The 15,450-nt window shown below is 67.6% G+C and carries 12 protein-coding genes; 6 read left to right on the forward strand and 6 right to left on the reverse strand.

The genetic code is table 11. The features are described from left to right. Positions 1-85 precede the first annotated feature (85 nt). Entirely contained in the window at positions 86-595 is a 510-nt protein-coding gene (locus ACTHJF_RS00540) for a peptidylprolyl isomerase (protein ID WP_440265334.1), read from the forward strand. A 145-nt stretch (positions 596-740) separates the two neighbouring features. Beyond that, entirely contained in the window at positions 741-1,148 is a 408-nt protein-coding gene (locus ACTHJF_RS00545; RefSeq protein WP_440265335.1) for a YidB family protein, read from the forward strand. Between the two features lie 48 nt (positions 1,149-1,196). Here the strand turns inward: ACTHJF_RS00545 and ACTHJF_RS00550 are convergent, their stop codons facing one another. After that, positions 1,197-1,454: a GlsB/YeaQ/YmgE family stress response membrane protein gene (locus ACTHJF_RS00550; protein ID WP_431633802.1), complete on the reverse strand. Its 258-nt coding sequence runs from the start codon at positions 1,452-1,454 to the stop codon at positions 1,197-1,199. 191 nt (positions 1,455-1,645) lie between these two features. Here ACTHJF_RS00550 and ACTHJF_RS00555 point away from each other — a divergent pair, with 191 nt between their 5' ends. The 3 genes from ACTHJF_RS00555 to ACTHJF_RS00565 all read left to right on the forward strand — a co-directional run bounded on the left by ACTHJF_RS00555 (position 1,646) and on the right by ACTHJF_RS00565 (position 5,255). Continuing rightward, the gene (locus ACTHJF_RS00555; RefSeq protein ID WP_440265336.1) at positions 1,646-2,845 is read left to right on the forward strand and encodes an aminotransferase class I/II-fold pyridoxal phosphate-dependent enzyme; all 1,200 of its coding nucleotides are present in this window, start codon (positions 1,646-1,648) and stop codon (positions 2,843-2,845) included. A gap of 67 nt (positions 2,846-2,912) precedes the next feature. Further along, positions 2,913-3,899, forward strand: coding sequence for a malate dehydrogenase (locus ACTHJF_RS00560; protein WP_440265337.1), 987 nt, complete (start codon positions 2,913-2,915; stop codon positions 3,897-3,899). Positions 3,900-4,421: 522 nt separating this feature from the next. After that, positions 4,422-5,255, forward strand: coding sequence for a plasmid replication/partition related protein (locus tag ACTHJF_RS00565; protein ID WP_440265338.1), 834 nt, complete (start codon positions 4,422-4,424; stop codon positions 5,253-5,255). A gap of 41 nt (positions 5,256-5,296) precedes the next feature. Here ACTHJF_RS00565 and ACTHJF_RS00570 read toward each other — a convergent pair whose 3' ends face one another. The 3 genes from ACTHJF_RS00570 to ACTHJF_RS00580 all read right to left on the reverse strand — a co-directional run bounded on the left by ACTHJF_RS00570 (position 5,297) and on the right by ACTHJF_RS00580 (position 9,440). Next, on the reverse strand, positions 5,297-6,325 hold the full coding sequence (locus ACTHJF_RS00570; RefSeq protein WP_440265339.1) for a MerR family transcriptional regulator: 1,029 nt from the start codon (positions 6,323-6,325) through the stop codon (positions 5,297-5,299). Positions 6,326-6,435: 110 nt separating this feature from the next. Then, positions 6,436-8,115, reverse strand: a complete 1,680-nt coding sequence (locus ACTHJF_RS00575) for a ShlB/FhaC/HecB family hemolysin secretion/activation protein (protein WP_440265340.1) — start codon at positions 8,113-8,115, stop codon at positions 6,436-6,438. A 104-nt stretch (positions 8,116-8,219) separates the two neighbouring features. Then, the gene (locus ACTHJF_RS00580; protein WP_440265341.1) at positions 8,220-9,440 is read right to left on the reverse strand and encodes a collagen-like triple helix repeat-containing protein; all 1,221 of its coding nucleotides are present in this window, start codon (positions 9,438-9,440) and stop codon (positions 8,220-8,222) included. Between the two features lie 623 nt (positions 9,441-10,063). Between ACTHJF_RS00580 and prpE the strand changes: the two genes are divergently transcribed. Beyond that, positions 10,064-11,956 carry a propionate--CoA ligase gene (gene prpE, locus ACTHJF_RS00585; protein WP_440265345.1) on the forward strand — a complete coding sequence of 631 codons (1,893 nt, stop codon included), beginning with the start codon at positions 10,064-10,066 and terminating at the stop codon, positions 11,954-11,956. Between the two features lie 78 nt (positions 11,957-12,034). Here the strand turns inward: prpE and ACTHJF_RS00590 are convergent, their stop codons facing one another. Beyond that, entirely contained in the window at positions 12,035-13,093 is a 1,059-nt protein-coding gene (locus ACTHJF_RS00590; protein WP_440265342.1) for a hypothetical protein, read from the reverse strand. A gap of 526 nt (positions 13,094-13,619) precedes the next feature. Further along, a complete protein-coding gene (ahpF, locus tag ACTHJF_RS00595) occupies positions 13,620-15,212 on the reverse strand; it encodes an alkyl hydroperoxide reductase subunit F (protein WP_440265343.1) in 1,593 nt (530 codons plus the stop codon). Positions 15,213-15,450: the final 238 nt, after the last annotated feature.

Raw genomic sequence — 15,450 nt, forward strand, 5'->3', positions numbered from 1 at the left:
CCGGGGCCGGGCGGCTGCGTTATCCTTGCCGGCCCTTTGCCGCCGTGGCCGCCACGGCAGCGCGTCACGAGCCCAAGGATTTGCGATGACCATCAACGTTACGTTCCAGACCAACCGCGGCCCGATCCACCTGCGCCTGCACGACGACAAGACCCCGGTGACGGTGGCGAGCTTCGTCAACCTGGCCAAGCGTGGCTACTACGACGGCCTGTCGTTCCACCGCGTGATCAGCGACTTCATGATCCAGGGCGGCTGCCCGCAGGGCACCGGCACCGGTGGCCCGGGGTACAAGTTCGAAGACGAGTTCAACCCGTCGCTGCGCCACGACAAGCCGGGCGTGCTGTCGATGGCTAACGCCGGTCCGCGCACCAACGGCAGCCAGTTCTTCATCACCCACGGCGCCACGCCGTGGCTGGACGGCAAGCACAGCGTGTTCGGCGAAGTGGTGGGCGCTGACGACCAGAAAGTGGTCGACGCAATTCGTCAGGGCGACACCATCGAGAAGGTCACCGTGGAAGGCGACGTCGACGCGCTGCTAGCCGCGCAGGCCGAGCGTGTAAAGGAGTGGAACGCGATCCTCGACGCGCGCAGCTGATCTGCGCCGTCATGCGTTGCGACAGCGGCCGCCTTCGGGCGGCCGCTGTCGTTTGGGCCGGTCCGCAACGCGGTAGTTGGGCTGGCTGGATCGGCCTATGCTCGGCCGGCGAGGCGCGGTGGCGCGCCGATCCAGGGAGCAGGCCATGTCATTGCTGGGCGATCTGTTGGGTAGCGGCGGGCAGGGCGGGGGTTCCCTGCTGGGAACGGCAGCGGAGCTGATCCAGCGCGCTGGCGGCGTGCAGGGCCTGGTGGCCCTGCTGCAGCAGCACGGGCTGGGCGACGTCGTGCAGTCCTGGGTCGGCACCGGCGCCAACCAGCCGGTGTCGCCGGGGCAGCTCGGTCAAGCGCTCGGCGGGGGTGGGCTCGGCGGTGTACTGCAGGAGATGGCGAGCAAGCTGGGCATGGACCAGGGCCAGCTGCTGGGCCAGCTGTCGCAGGTGCTGCCGCACGCGGTGGACCACCTCACGCCCGACGGGCAGGTGCCAGCGGACGGCGGTGGCAGGGTCGATCTCTCTGCACTGTCCGGCCTGGCCGGAAAACTCTTCGGCTGAGCCGGAGGAGGCCCGGCGCACCGCTCCGGGCCTCGGGGTGTTCCGCGATCAGGACGACTTGTTCTTGAACACCGCGTGGTAGAGCACCAGCAGCACCACGGCGCCGATCACCGAGGCGATCAGTCCGGCGGACTCGCCCGGTCCATAGATGTGCAGCAGGTTCTGTCCGGCCCACGTGGCCAGGACCGAACCGGCGATGCCGATCAGCGCGGTGATGATGAAACCGCCCGGGTCGCGGCCCGGGGTGAGGAGCTTGGCGATCAGGCCGACGATCAGGCCCACCAGGAACACCCAAAGCCAATGCATGTGCGAAATCTCCGTGTCGGGACGATGGCCTCCGGCCGGGAGCGCAGGCGATCCGGCGCCTCGCGATGCCGCGCGCCGCGGCACCGGCGCATCTTGCTCCATCGGCGGCCGGTACGCGCAAGTCCGCGGCGGCCAGCGGCCGCGTGGTAAACTTCGCCGGTTTGCTGACCGGAAATCCCCTCGAGGACACCATGCCCCAGCTCGCCCAGCGCGTCGGCCGCGCCAAGCCCAGCGCGATCATGCTGATCGCCGAAAAAGCCAAGCAGCTCAAGGTCGCTGGCCGCGACGTCATCAGCTTCTCCATCGGCGTGCCGAACTTCCTGCCCGGCGAGCACGTGTACGCCGCGGCCCGCGAGTCGCTGAGCCACGATTCCGGCCAGTACGGCAGCAACCGCGGCGCCGAGGCGCTGCTCGATGCGTTCCTCAAGCACATTGAGGCGCTGGGCCTGACCGGCTACGGCCGCATGAACCTCTCCATCGGCATCGGCGCCAAGCAGGTGCTGTACAACCTGGCCGAGGCGATGCTCGACGAGGGCGACGAGATCTGCTTCGCCGCGCCGTTCTGGACCACCTACCGCGACATCGCGGACATTGTCGGCGCCAAGATCAACATCCTGCACTGCGGCCCGGAGCAGAACTACAAGCTCATTCCCGCGCAGCTGGAAGAGGCGCTGAAGCGCAAGCCGAAGGTATTCCTGTTCAACAATCCGTCCAACCCCACCGGCATGGTCTACACGCGCGAGGAAATCGCCGCGCTCGCCGAGGTGCTGGTGAAGTATCCGGACACCTGGATCATCACTGACGACATCTACAACTCGATGGTGTTCGACGGCATCGGCTATCACAACTTCGTGCACGCGAAGCCGGAGCTGAAGGACCGGCTGGTGTTCGTCGACTCGCTGTCCAAGACCTACGGCATGCCGGGCTGGCGCGTCGGCTTCATCGCCGGTCCCGAGGTGGTGGCCAAGGCGGTCACCACGCTCAACTCCAACCACATCACCAGCCTGCCGGAAGTGATCACCGCCGCCGCGGTGGCCGCGCTCAGCGGGCCGCAGGACGTACCGCAGGCCAAGTGCGCCGAGTTCGCAGCCAAGCGCGACACCGTGATGGCCGCGCTGAACGCCATCCCCGGCGTGGTCTGCCCGCGGCCGCAGGGCGCGTTCTACGCGTTCCCGGACATTTCCTGCGCGTTCGGCAAGCGCCACGGCGAGCTGGCCATCACCGACGACGTGAGCTTCTGCGCCGCGCTGCTGGAAGCCAAGGGCGTGGCCTGCGTGCCGGGCTCGGCGTTCGGCGAGCCGCGCGCCATGCGCATCTCCTACACCTGTCCCACGGCCCAATTGCAGCCGGGCCTGGATCGCATCACCCAATTCTTCGCCGAACTCACATGACCCCCCTGTAGGAGCGGCTGAAGCCGCTCCTACAAACGCCTCACCTTCCCACCAAGGAGCCAACCCCATGAAAGCCCCCGTTCGAGTTGCCGTCACCGGCGCCGCCGGCCAGATCGGTTACGCCCTGCTGTTCCGCATCGCCGCGGGCGACATGCTGGGTCCGGACCAGCCGGTGATCCTGCACATGCTGGAGATCACCCCGGCGCTGCCGACGCTGCAGGGCGTGGTGATGGAACTCAATGACTGCGCTTTCCCGCTGCTGGCCGGCACCGTGGCTACCGATGACGTCAACGTCGCCTTCAAGGACGTCGACTACGCGCTGCTGGTCGGCGCGCGTCCGCGCGGTCCGGGCATGGAGCGCAAGGATCTGCTGGAGGCCAACGGCGCCATCTTCGGCCCGCAGGGCAGGGCGCTGAACGACCACGCCAAGCGCGACGTGAAGGTACTGGTGGTCGGCAACCCGGCCAACACCAACGCCCTGATCGCCCAGCAGAACGCGCCGGACCTGGATCCGAACTGCTTCACCGCGATGGTCCGCCTGGACCACAACCGAGCGCTGAGCCAGCTCGCCGAGAAGACCGGCAAGCACTCCACCGACATCAAGAAGATGACCATCTGGGGCAACCACAGCTCCACCCAGTACCCGGACCTGCACCACGCCACCGTGGACGGCAAGGCCGCGCTGAGCCTGGTCGATCAGTCCTGGTATGAGAGCGACTTCATCCCCACCGTGCAGCAGCGCGGCGCGGCGATCATCAAGGCGCGCGGCGCCTCGTCGGCCGCCTCGGCCGCCTCGGCCGCGATCGACCACATGCGCTCGTGGGCGCTGGGCACCGCCGAGGGCGACTGGGTCTCGATGGGCATCCCGTCGGACGGTTCCTACGGCATCGCCCCGGGCGTCATCTACGGCTACCCGGTGACCATCAAGAACGGCAAGTACGCGATCGTGCAGGGCCTGGAAATCAACGATTTCTCGCGTGCCCGCATGGATGCCACCGACAAGGAGCTCCGCGAGGAGCGCGCCGGCGTCGAGCACCTGTTCGCGAAGAAGTAAGCCGCTTCGGTTCGGCTTGAGGGAAGGGCGGCTTCGGCCGCCCTTTCTTTTTGTTCGGTCGTAGCTTGCATGCGCGACATGACCTCACCGTCATCCCAGCGAAGGCTGGAGGCGCTCTTCAACGGCGAATGCCGGTCATCCAGCGTCTTTGCTTTGATCCGGGCTCAAGAGCGGTTTCGACGTCCTTCGGCCGCCGAGCGACTTTTCTTGTCTGGCCAAGAAAAGTAGCCAAAAGAAGGCCACCCTGCGTCCGTCGTCCTTCCGCGCCTGCGGCGCTCCAGGCACGCGGGTCGGGCCGGGCTTTTCGACAGGGCTCCTGCCCTGACGAAAAGGAACGGGCGTCCTGCCCGTTCCCCTGCGGGCCTGATCGTCCCGACCCGCTCGACTCCCGAAGGGATCTGGAGACGGCTCGCTTCGCATCGCCTTTGTTCGAAACACGCAGCGCGTCGAAATACAAGGCAGCGCTATGCGCCTCCAATCCCTAAAATGCGCGGCCGCTTTGCTTGGTTGGGTACGCGCCGCATGAACATCGTCGTCAACGAAGAACTCAAGGCCTACATCGAGCCGATGACGCCGGAAGAATACGAGGCGCTGGAGCGCAGCATTCTCGCCGAGGGTTGTCGTGACGCGCTGGTGCTGTGGGGCGAGATCCTGGTCGACGGGCATCACCGCTACGCCATCTGCCGCAAGCACGGCCAGCCGTTCCAGACCGTGCAGCATCCGCATTTCCAGTCGATGGACGACGTGCACCTGTGGATGATCGACCAGCATCTGGGGCGGCGCAGCCTGTCGGTGTTCCAGCGTGGCGAGTTGGCGCTGCGCAAGCGCGACATCCTCGCTGCGCGTCGCGCACAGGCGCGGGTGAAGTTGCCGCCGCTGCCGCCGATTCCGGAAGACGCGGAAGCGGCCACGGAAGATGCGGCGCCGGCGATCGAACCGGCAGCCAGCGCGCCGGAGGCGCCGGTGGAGGCACCACCCAGTCGCGAGGCGTTGGCGAAGGCTGCGCGGCTGAGCAACACGCAGGTCGGGTTGATCGAGAAGATCCGCAAGCAGGCTGCGCCCGAGGTGGTGGAGGCGGTGAAGGCCGGAACGATCTCGATCAATGCCGCCGCAGCCGTGGCCAGCCTGCCGGAGGACGAGCAGCGCGCGGCGGCCAGCGGCGGCGACAGGGAACTGAAGGAGGCCGCCAAGCGCGTACGCGAATCGCGGCGCAAGCCGAAGGAGATTCCGGCGGCTGACCCGGATGCGGCTGCTGGCACGGAGGGTGAACTGCAGCAGTTGCGTCGGCGTGTGGCGGAGCTGACGGCCGAGGTGGCCTCGCTGCGCCAGCAGCTGGCCGAGTTGCAGGGCGGATAAGGGCGCGGCGCGACAGCCGGGGCTGCGCGCCGGGCTGGCCGTCAGTGCGGGCGGGGGATCGCGCTCGTCGCGGCTTCGCGCACGTAGGCGAGCAAGGCGTCGTCGACCGCACTGCCGCTGCGCAGGTCCGGCTCGCGCGCATAGGCCTCGCGGATCTTCGCGTGGGTGGCCGGATCGTCGCCGGCGTACTCGCGGAACATCGCCATCCAGCGCTGCGCCAAGGTCTGCACGGCCGGATCGTGCGCGGGCACGCCGTCGGCGAGTGCGGTGCGCAGTTCGGCGATGAGCTCGGGCCAGGTGTACATCTGCTTGCCGTAGTGCTGGCGCATCCGCTGCATTTCGCGCTCGTCGAGGTAGCGCGCGAAGATCGCCAGCCGCGCGCTCACCATGGATTCCTCCACGAACCGCTCCAGCGTCGGCGTGATGCCGCTGCGTTCGCGCATGCCCGGCTCGTCTTCGGTCATCGTGCGCAGGCGCAGCAGAAAGGCCGGGTTGTTGCCGGTGCCGCGGCCGACCATCTCCATCCACTGCAGGGCGAGTTGCTGCGCGTCGGCGTCATCCGGCGTGGCGCCGCGATCCATCGCCGACTGCACGGCAGTCACCAGCGCGCTCCAGGCCGGCAAGAGGCCCGGGTCGGTGTGCAGCGGCAGGGTCTTGAGTTCCTCGGGAGTGAAATATTTTTCGTACATCGTCATCTGCTCCAGCGTGTCCAGCCAGTCGGCCAGGTCGGGGGGCTGTCCGGCCACGAGTTGGCTGCGCAGATGCACCAGCCGCTCCCGCAGGCGGGCGGCATCGGCCAGGTCGCGGTCGAGCTGGGCGATCTGGCGATCCACCAGTTCGGCCAGCGGTGGCTGTGGCCCGGACAGGGCAAGTCCAATGTCGGCCAGCGGCAGGCCCAGCTGACGCAGGGCCTGGATGCGGTGCAGGCGCTCGATGTCCGCCTGCCCGTAGAGCCGATAGCCGGCACCGGAACGCGAGGACGGACTGAGCAGGCCGATCGCGTCGTAGTGGTGCAGGGTGCGCACGGTCAGCCCGCTACGCTTTGCCAGTTCGCCCACCGTCAGTTGCATCGTCGTCACTCCGTTCGCCTCGCGTGGACCGCACGCTAAGGGCTCACGTTACGTGAGGGTCAAGCCCTTTGGCCACGAGCGGCGCACCGGCGTTGCCGTTGCGCCCTGAGCTAGCGGAACTGGTAGGAAAGCCCGAGATTGATGCGCGGGCGCCGACGGCTTGCCTCGAGCGGACGGTCGCCGAACGGTTGTGCCACGGTGAGATCGACCGCGTAGTGGCGATCGTCGGACATGCGCAAACCCACGCCGGCCGAGCCCAGGCGGTCGATCGGCAGATGGCCCTGATGGACGTAGACCCGGGCCACCTGCGCAACGACGTACGGGGTCAGCGTTTTCAGGTAACGCTTTCCCACCGACCAGTTGCGGTTGAGCTCCAGCGACAGTCCCCAGCCGCTGTCGCCGGCGGCCTCGCCCGGATCGTAGGCCAGCGCGTAGCGCGCCCCGCCGAAGGTGATCCGCTCGGTGCTTGGCAGGGTGTCGGCGCTGTACTGCCCGGCCACGCTCAAGCGCGTGCCGAAGCGCGCGGTCCATTGATCGGCCTGCTCGAGGCTGGCGTTGTAGCGGGTGAAGGCGACATCGCCGGGGTACGCCAGCGGGACATCGCTGAGGCTGCTGCGCGCGACCGACTCCGCGCCCCAACGATCCAGTCCCTTGGTGATGGCGAAGCTGAGCTTGCGGCTGCGGCGGGTGCTCGTGCGCTGGTCGTCGAAGGTGGCGAAGAGCACGCGGACCCGACTGTCCAGGCTGAGCTGCGCGTTGGTGACGATGTTGCGGTAGCGGTCGATGACGTCGGCGCGATAGGTGCCGCCGCCGATTTCCTGGACGTGTTCGGCGGAGAGCTGCAGCGGGTAGCTCGCGGCCAGTTGCAGGCGGTGCTGGGTCAGACGCCGGCTCAGTTCGGGGAGCGACTGGAACGAATCATCCGGCCGGCCGTCGTAGCGCGAGCCATCAAGGCTTAGCTGCAGCCCGTCCGAACCCACCGGAACCGCCAGCGAACCGGCGTCGTAACGCTGCGAGCCGCGACCGCGCGGAAAGAGGGTGGACAGCGTGAGCTTCTCGCCCAGCGGGGAGAGGCCGTTCAAGGTGGCGCTCAGCAAGCCCTGCACGCCAGGGTGATTGAAGTCGACGCTGCTGGCCAGGTTGAAGCGGGTACGCGTGAGGTTGAGTTCCAGTCGGGTGGCGCCGTCGGTAGTGGTGGGGGCTGGAACGTTGACATCGATATGAGTGCCGGGCAGCCGACCCAGCAACTGCACGTAGCGCTGGAACGTCGCGGTGCGCAGCGGGCGCTCACCCTGGATGTGCGCGGTGATGGCGCGGATCTTCGGCTCCAGCGAGCCGGCGTCGCCGTTGATCTGCACCTGCGCCACATAGCCTTCCACCACCACCACGCGCACCACGCCGCCTGTGAAGGTCTGGGCCGGGATGTAGGCGAACGAGAGCGCGTAGCCATGGGACTCGTAGAGCGCCCTGACCTTGTCGGCGGCGGCAATCAGGTCGGCTACTCGCACGGCATGTCCGGCGAGCGGCTGGAACAATTTCGCCATCTCGCTCACCGGCAAGGCGTGTGCGCCGGCGATCTCGAAGCGGGTGGGAACCAGGGTCCGTGCCAGTAGCGCCTGCAACTGCGCGTTGCGCTGCGGTTGCACGCTGAGTCGAATCGAGGGCGTCGGCGCCATCGGCACCGGTGTCGGCAGGGTCTGCAAGGGGTTGCCCACGTACGGGCGGGATTGCTGTGCCTGGGCGCCGGCGACGAGCGTGGCGCCGAGCAGCAGGCAGGCTCCTCTCTTCATGACGTGTCCTTGTGTCGTGGATGGGGAGTCCGGGCGGCGAGGGCGCCCGTTGGCGCAATGGAAGCGGGGGCGTTGCCGCCCCCGTTCCGGTCTTGCATGGATCGTCAGTCGCTGCCCCCCTTGGAGCCGAGCAGGCCGCCGAGCAGGCCGCCCGAGCCGGAGGAGCTCTGCGACGAGGCCGAACTGCCACCCTGCACCGTTCCGGAGAGGCCGAGCGTTCCGGACAGTCCCACGCTGCCGGTGAGGCCGCCGACCGCGTTGCCGAGGGTGCCGGTGACTGGCTGCAGTACGCCGCCGCCACCACCGCCAGCACCGGCCACGCCATTCACCACCTGGCTGAGCGTGCCGGTGACCGGTTGCAGCGGGCCGCTGGCGATCGCATCACCCAGGCCACCGCCTACCGCGGTGACGGCCTGTCCGGTGGTGGCGACGACACCGCCTACGGTGCCGGTGACCGGTGCAAGTGCCGTGTTGTCGCCAACCGTGGCCAACGTTCCGCCAGCGCTGGTGACTGTCTGGCCGAGCCCGCCGACCGTACCGGCCGCCGCCGTCGCGGTCACTCCGACCGGATCGGCGATGCTGCCGGTTTGGCCGAGGCCGTTGTTCAGGCCAGCGCCGAGCGTGCCCAGCGAACCGCCCAGCGTCTGCAACGTGCCGCCCAGCGCCTGGGTGGTGCTGCTGCCGCCCAGTGGCAGGGACTGCGAAGCCACCGCGCTACCGAGCCCGCTCACCAGGTTCGAGCCGCCATCCACCAGGCCGCCCGCGGAGCGTGAGGCCAGCGCCACGATGTTGGTCGAGCCGCCGCTGGCGCCGGACTGCCCCAGCACGGCGATGGGCGTGACGACACCGCTCAACGATTGCGTGAGCGATTGCACCGATCCGGCCGCGATGATCTGGTCGAGCGCGGTGCCGCCATCGCTGAGCCCGTTGCCGAGCATGGAGATGCCGCCGCCGAGGGCAGAGGTGATCGGCTGGATCGGCGACCCCTGGAACGCGCCGAGGCTGTCTACCGTCTGGCCCAGGCTGTCCACGGCGTCGCCGGTGTACGTCACCACGGTTCCGGTGCTGCCCAGGGTAGTGCCGACTGGGTCGTCGATGTTGCCCACCTGGCCCAGGCCGCTGCTGACGCCATCGCCGGCGGCGGTGACCGCATTGCCGACATTCGTGACTACGCCCGCGAGTCCGTCGGTGACGCCATTGCTGCCACCGAGCAATACCTGGTTGGGAATCTGCGCGCCGATACCCGACACGGCTCCGCCTGCAGTCGCCACGATGTTGCCGGCGTCGGTGAGCACCGCTCCGGTCAGCCCGCTGGGTGGGGGCAATGAGGCGCCGCCATCGCCGGAACCGCCGCCACCACCACCACCACCACCACCACCGTCGCCGGATCCGCCGGAACCTCCGCCCGATCCTCCGGAGCCTCCGCCTGAGCCGGTGCCCGACCCGGTGCCTCCGGATCCTCCGCCGTTGTCACTACCACCACCGGCGGGCGTACCACCTCCACCCGCGCCGCCTGGCGGCACCGAGCTTCCCGGTGGATGGTTCAACCTGACTGAGCCGGAACCGCTGCAGCCGGCGAGTGCCAGGGCCCCTGCAGAAAGACAGCTGACAATAAGAAAGCGTGTCTTCCACGATGACGTCGTCGTCTTGCGCATGATCTGCCTCCTGAACGTGCGTTCTCGAGATCGAGCGAAACGTACCGCTCCATGTGCTTACCACCCCTGCACTTGGAGCGTACGAGCCCCGATGTGTAAGGGATGCACGCATTCAGCAATTTGTCGGTGGGGTGTGCGGATCTATTTGAATCCTTGCAAGTTGTTGAAGAGGATGGAGATTGCGGGCTCTGGATGGGGCGGGAGGCGCGGCCGACGCGATTGTCCGACCAAAGTCGGTCTGGCCGATCCGCAGGCGCGGTATATCGTCGATCGCCATGAGCGAGGGAGCAGGCATGGGCTACGACGCGTTCTATCGGCAGTCGATCGAGGAGCCGGAACGGTTCTGGGGTGAGCAGGCGCGGCTGATCCACTGGGACGAGCCGCCGCAGCGGATTCTCGATGCCACGAAGCTGCCGTTCCGCCGCTGGTTCGTCGGCGGCACCACCAACCTCTGCTACAACGCGGTGGATCGCCATCTCGCCGAGCGCGGCGAGCAACTGGCGCTGGTGGCGATTTCCACCGAGACCGGCGTCACCGAGGAAATCACCTACCGCGTGCTGTATCGCGAGGTGAACCGCTTCGCCGGCATCCTCAAGGGGCTGGGCGTGGGCCGCGGCGATCGTGTGGTGATCTACATGCCGAACATGGCCGAGGCGGTGTACGCGATGCTGGCGTGCGCACGCATCGGTGCGATCCACTCGGTGGTGTTCGGTGGCTTTGCCGCGCACAACCTGGCGCTGCGCATCGACGACGCCGAACCTAAGCTGCTGATCTGCGCCGATGCCGGCATGCGCGGCGGCAAGGTGATCCCATACAAGCCGCTGGTGGATGCGGCGCTGGCCGAGGCAAAGGCACCGCCACCGCACGTGCTGATCGTCAGCCGAGGACTGGATCCGGATATGCATCGGGTGGAGGGCCGCGACTTGGACTACGCCCGCCTGCGCGCCGAACACATGAACGACGAGGTGCCGGTGACGTGGCTCGAATCGAACGAGCCCAGCTATCTGCTCTACACGTCGGGCACTACCGGCAAGCCCAAGGGCATCCAGCGCGACGTGGGCGGCTACGCGGTGGCGATGGCGATGTCTACGCGGCTGGTGTTCGACATCGGGCCAGGGCAGGTGATGTTCTCTACCTCCGACGTCGGTTGGGCGGTGGGCCACTCGTACAACGTGTATGGCCCGCTGATCGTCGGCGCGACGTCGTTGCTTTACGAAGGGCTGCCGACCAACCCCGATCCCGGTATCTGGTGGCGGCTGTGCGAGAAGTATCGCGTGCGCACCATGTTCTCCTCGCCCACCGGCATCCGCCTGCTGAAGAAGCAGGACGTGTCCTGGCTGAAGAGCGCGGACCTTTCCTCGCTCAAGTGGCTGTTTCTCGCTGGCGAGCCGCTGGATGAACCAACCGCGCACTGGATCACCGATGGCCTCGGCGTGCCGGTGATCGACAACTACTGGCAGACCGAAACCGGCTGGCCGGCGATCACCCTCATGCCAGGACTGGAGCTGAAGCCGGTGAAGTGGGGTTCCCCGGGCCTGCCGGCGCCGGGCTACAAGATGAAGGTGATCAACGAGGCTACCGGCGAGGAGGCCGCCGCGGGCGAGAAGGGTGTGCTGGTGTTCGTACCGCCGTTGCCGCCGGGTTGCCTGACCACGGTGTGGCGTGACGACGAGCGCTACGTCAACAGCTACTTCAGCCACTTCAAGGAGCTGTTGTACAGCTCGCTGGACTGGGCGATCCGCGACGCGGACGGCTATACCAACATCCTTGGCCGCACCGACGATGTGATCAACGTCGCCGGGCATCGCCTGGGCACGCGCGAGATCGAAGAGTCCGTCGCCACCTGCAGCGCAGTGGCCGAGGCCGCGGTGATCGGCATGAAGGACGAGCTCAAGGGTCAGGTGCCGGTCGTGTTCGCCACGCTCAAGCAGGGGGCCGCGGCCACCGCCGAAGACGCCGCGCGCGGCATGCAGCAGGCGGTCACCGACCAGCTCGGTTCCATCGCCCGGCCCGCGCGCATCTACGTAGTGAATGCCTTGCCGAAGACGCGCTCGGGCAAGCTGCTGCGACGATCGCTGCAGGCACTGGTGCAACACACCGATCCGGGCGACCTGTCCACGCTGGACGATCCGGCTTCGCTCGACGAGGTGCGCAAGGCGCTGGACCGCGGGCCGGACCTGGGCTGAGCCGCCGCAAGCTCAGCGGCAAAGGCCGGGACGAGGGTCCCGGCCTTTGCGCTCGCCCGCTGTCGCGAGCGATGTGGATCAGTTGGACTCGGTGAACTGGATCGACGGGCTCGAGCCACCCGAGGCGGTGCAGCTGCCCAGGTTGAGGTTGTTGGTCTCGCCCGTGGTGCCCGCACCCGATGCGCAGACCGGTGTGGCCGTGGAGCCGTCGGTGACCGCGACCTTTACCGCCACCGAGGAGCCGCTGTTGAACTGTGCCTCGGAACCGCCGGCGTTGCCGACCACGTTGAACTCGGACTGGTCCCATACCTGCGACAAATAGAGCACGCTGTCCTTGCCGGTGATGCTGTATGCGGTCGAACCGTTGGCGAAGGTCACCGTATCGTTGCCACCGGACACCACCTTGCCGGTCAGCTTGAGGTTGGCCAGCTGGGTGATCGACACGTCGGGCGCGGTGGCCGCTGCGCTGTTCTTGTAGCAATCGCCGGCACCGTCGCTGCCCCAGCCGCTCGGGCAACTGGTGCCGCCGTAGCCGATCAGCCAATACTGCATGAATACGGCGGCCTGGCCCTGCACGTCGTAGTCCGGTGAATAGATGAACTGCTGCCAGACCGAACAGCCGGAATGGCTCTTGCACGCGGACGTGGTGCCGTCGAAGTTGGAGTTGATCTGCAGCGTGTACTCGTTCGGCCCGAGGATGCCACCGCCGCCGAACGCCGCCACGCCTACGCCCTGCTCGGAGGTGACGCCGGTCACGGAGGGGAAGGTACCGACGGTTTGGCTGATCAGGGTGGCGGTCTCGATCGCATAATCGTTGCCGTTGCCGGTGGTCTGCGCCGCACCGAGGTTGTAGCGGGCCAGCGCGGTGTGAAACCGCGGCGGGATCGGCGCCACGCGCGGCGTGACCGCACGGCAGGCCACCTGCTGCCAGAGGATGCTCGGATAGTTCGCCTTGAAGCAGCCTTCCGACGGCGTATCGATATGCGCCATGCTGTCGCGCCAGGCGGCACGTGCCTGCATCTCGGCTGCGCTCAACGGCACGTCGCCAAAACCGGCCAAGCTCATTGCGGAAACGGCTGACGCGCAGGTCATCGCGGCCAGCCCGGTGAACATTGCAAAACGGATAGCAACTCGCATACGCACTCTCCCTAGCAGTAAACGGTTATGGATCGAACGTCATGAAACATCGCGCCCCCGAGGTGTAACGTGCTCTCGTCGCATGGGAGCAGATGCGGCGATCCCCTGTCTTCGACACACGGCGCAGCCGCTGGCAGATGCAGCGTCTGGCCTCAAAAACCGTGGGTGTTGGCTCTGGCGTGGCGATTCCTTTCGCTGACGTGATATCCGGCAAGTAACGTCCGCTGCCTTGCGGGCGACGCTACGGCGTTTATGTGCACGTGTTCCAGATGCCGCGAAGCCCACGCCGGCCGATGTTCGGTGCAGCGATGGCATCTGGCAGTGCGAAATCGATCTTGGTTGGCCTAGGCTTTCGGCAGACTTTCCGCGCACCCGTCGGGAATGCCCTTCAATGCCAAGCGCATCACGAAACTCGGCAGATGCCCGGCGATGAAGTACCCCGGGCTTCTCCCGTCCGGCTACGGCGACCAACGCAAAACGGGGCGGTTGCCCGCCCCGTCTCGATGCCGTCCCGCGACCGTCCGGGTCAGACCGCTTCGGCGACCTGCTCCAGTCGCGTCACCGGCAGGCGCATCAGGTGGTCGAAGGCGCTGAGCGCGGCGGTGGAGCCGGCGCCCATCGCGATCACGATCTGCTTGTACGGCACCGTGGTGGCGTCGCCGGCGGCGTACACGCCCGGCACCGAGGTCTCGCCGCGGTCGTCGATGACGATCTCGCCGCGCGCCGACAGTTTCACCGTGCCCTTCAGCCACTCGGTATTCGGCAGCAGGCCGATCTGCACGAAGATGCCTTCCAGGTCGACCGTGTGCGTGTTGCCGCTGATGCGATCCTTGTAGGTCAGGCCATTGACCTTCTGGCCGTCGCCGAACACCTCGGTCGTCTGCGCGTTGAGCAGGATCGCCACGTTAGGCAGGCTGCGCAGCTTGCGCTGCAGCACCTCGTCGGCGCGCAGCTGGCTGTCGAACTCGAGCACGGTGACGTGGCTGGCGAGACCGGCCAGGTCGATCGCTGCCTCCACGCCGGAGTTGCCGCCGCCGATCACCGCCACGCGCTTGCCCTTGAACAGCGGTCCGTCGCAGTGCGGGCAGTAGGCCACGCCCTTGTTGCGGTATTCATCCTCGCCGGGCACGTTCATCTGCCGCCAGCGTGCGCCGGTGGAAAGAATGACCGTCTTCGACTTCAGCGAGGCACCGTTCTCCAGCTGCACTTCCACCAGCCCGCCGGTGGCCTCGCTGGCCGGGACCAGCCCGGTGGCGCGCTGCAGGTTCATGATGTCGACCTCGTGCTCGCGCACGTTCTGCTCCAGCGCGGCGGCCAGCTTGGGGCCTTCGGTGTGCGGCACCGCGATCAGGTTCTCGATGCCCATGGTGTCCAGCACCTGGCCACCGAAGCGCTCGGCGGCGACGCCGGTGCGGATGCCCTTGCGAGCTGCATAGATGGCCGCCGCTGCGCCGGCCGGGCCGCCGCCGACGATCAGCACGTCGAAGGCGTCCTTCGTCTTGAGCTTCTCGGCGTCACGTTTGGCGGCGCCGGTGTCGAGCTTGGCGACGATCTGTTCCAGGCTCATGCGGCCCTGGTCGAACACTTCGCCATTCAAGTAGACGGTGGGCACCGACATCACCTGGCGCGCGTCCACCTCGTCCTGGAACAGCGCGCCGTCGATCGCGACGTGCTTGATCTTCGGGTTCAGCACGCTCATCAGGTTGAGCGCCTGCACCACGTCCGGGCAGTTCTGGCAGGACTGCGAGAAATAGGTCTCGAAGGCAAAGTCGCCATCGAGGTTACGGACCTGCTCGATCACGTCCTGCGTGGCCTTGGACGGATGGCCACCGACCTGCAGCAGGGCGAGCACGAGCGAGGTAAATTCGTGGCCCATCGGGATGCCGGCGAAGCGCACGCCGACGTCCGTCCCCACGCGGTTGATCGCGAAGGAGGGCTTGCGTGCGTCGTCGTCGCGGCGCACCAGGGTGATCTTGTCCGAGAGCGCGGTGATTTCTTCCAGCAGCTCGTGCAGCTCGGCCGACTTGGCGCCGCCGTCGAGCGACTCGACGATCTCGATCGGCTGCGTGACCTTCTCGAGGTAGGCCTTCAACTGGGCGGAGAGATTGGCGTCCAACATGGCGGTTTCCCTGGTGATGGGGTGAGTCTGGCGAGCGCCCGGGAAAATCTTGGGCGTCGCGAGCGTTCGATGGGAGAGCGAAGGGTCCGGGAGAGCCCCGGACCGGGCGCGCCCCACGGGCGATTCGCGCGCGGGGCGGCCTCAGAAAGTTGCCACCCCGTCCCACGACCGGGGGGGGGGCTTGGCCCCCTCGTTCCACAGGGCCCGGCCCCCCACGGTCGGGGGGGGGGCGCCGGAC

The sequence above is a fragment of the Dyella sp. genome, assembly GCF_051962475.1.
GTDB lineage: Bacteria > Pseudomonadota > Gammaproteobacteria > Xanthomonadales > Rhodanobacteraceae > Dyella_A.

Coding starts and splice junctions, on each gene's coding strand:
- ACTHJF_RS00540 (WP_440265334.1), top strand. CDS start 86: ATGACCATCAACGTTACGTTCCAGACCAACCGCGGCCCGATCCACCTG.
- ACTHJF_RS00545 (WP_440265335.1), top strand. CDS start 741: ATGTCATTGCTGGGCGATCTGTTGGGTAGCGGCGGGCAGGGCGGGGGT.
- ACTHJF_RS00550 (WP_431633802.1), bottom strand. CDS start 1,454: ATGCATTGGCTTTGGGTGTTCCTGGTGGGCCTGATCGTCGGCCTGATC.
- ACTHJF_RS00555 (WP_440265336.1), top strand. CDS start 1,646: ATGCCCCAGCTCGCCCAGCGCGTCGGCCGCGCCAAGCCCAGCGCGATC.
- ACTHJF_RS00560 (WP_440265337.1), top strand. CDS start 2,913: ATGAAAGCCCCCGTTCGAGTTGCCGTCACCGGCGCCGCCGGCCAGATC.
- ACTHJF_RS00565 (WP_440265338.1), top strand. CDS start 4,422: ATGAACATCGTCGTCAACGAAGAACTCAAGGCCTACATCGAGCCGATG.
- ACTHJF_RS00570 (WP_440265339.1), bottom strand. CDS start 6,325: ATGCAACTGACGGTGGGCGAACTGGCAAAGCGTAGCGGGCTGACCGTG.
- ACTHJF_RS00575 (WP_440265340.1), bottom strand. CDS start 8,115: ATGAAGAGAGGAGCCTGCCTGCTGCTCGGCGCCACGCTCGTCGCCGGC.
- prpE (WP_440265345.1), top strand. CDS start 10,064: ATGGGCTACGACGCGTTCTATCGGCAGTCGATCGAGGAGCCGGAACGG.
- ACTHJF_RS00590 (WP_440265342.1), bottom strand. CDS start 13,093: ATGCGAGTTGCTATCCGTTTTGCAATGTTCACCGGGCTGGCCGCGATG.
- ahpF (WP_440265343.1), bottom strand. CDS start 15,212: ATGTTGGACGCCAATCTCTCCGCCCAGTTGAAGGCCTACCTCGAGAAG.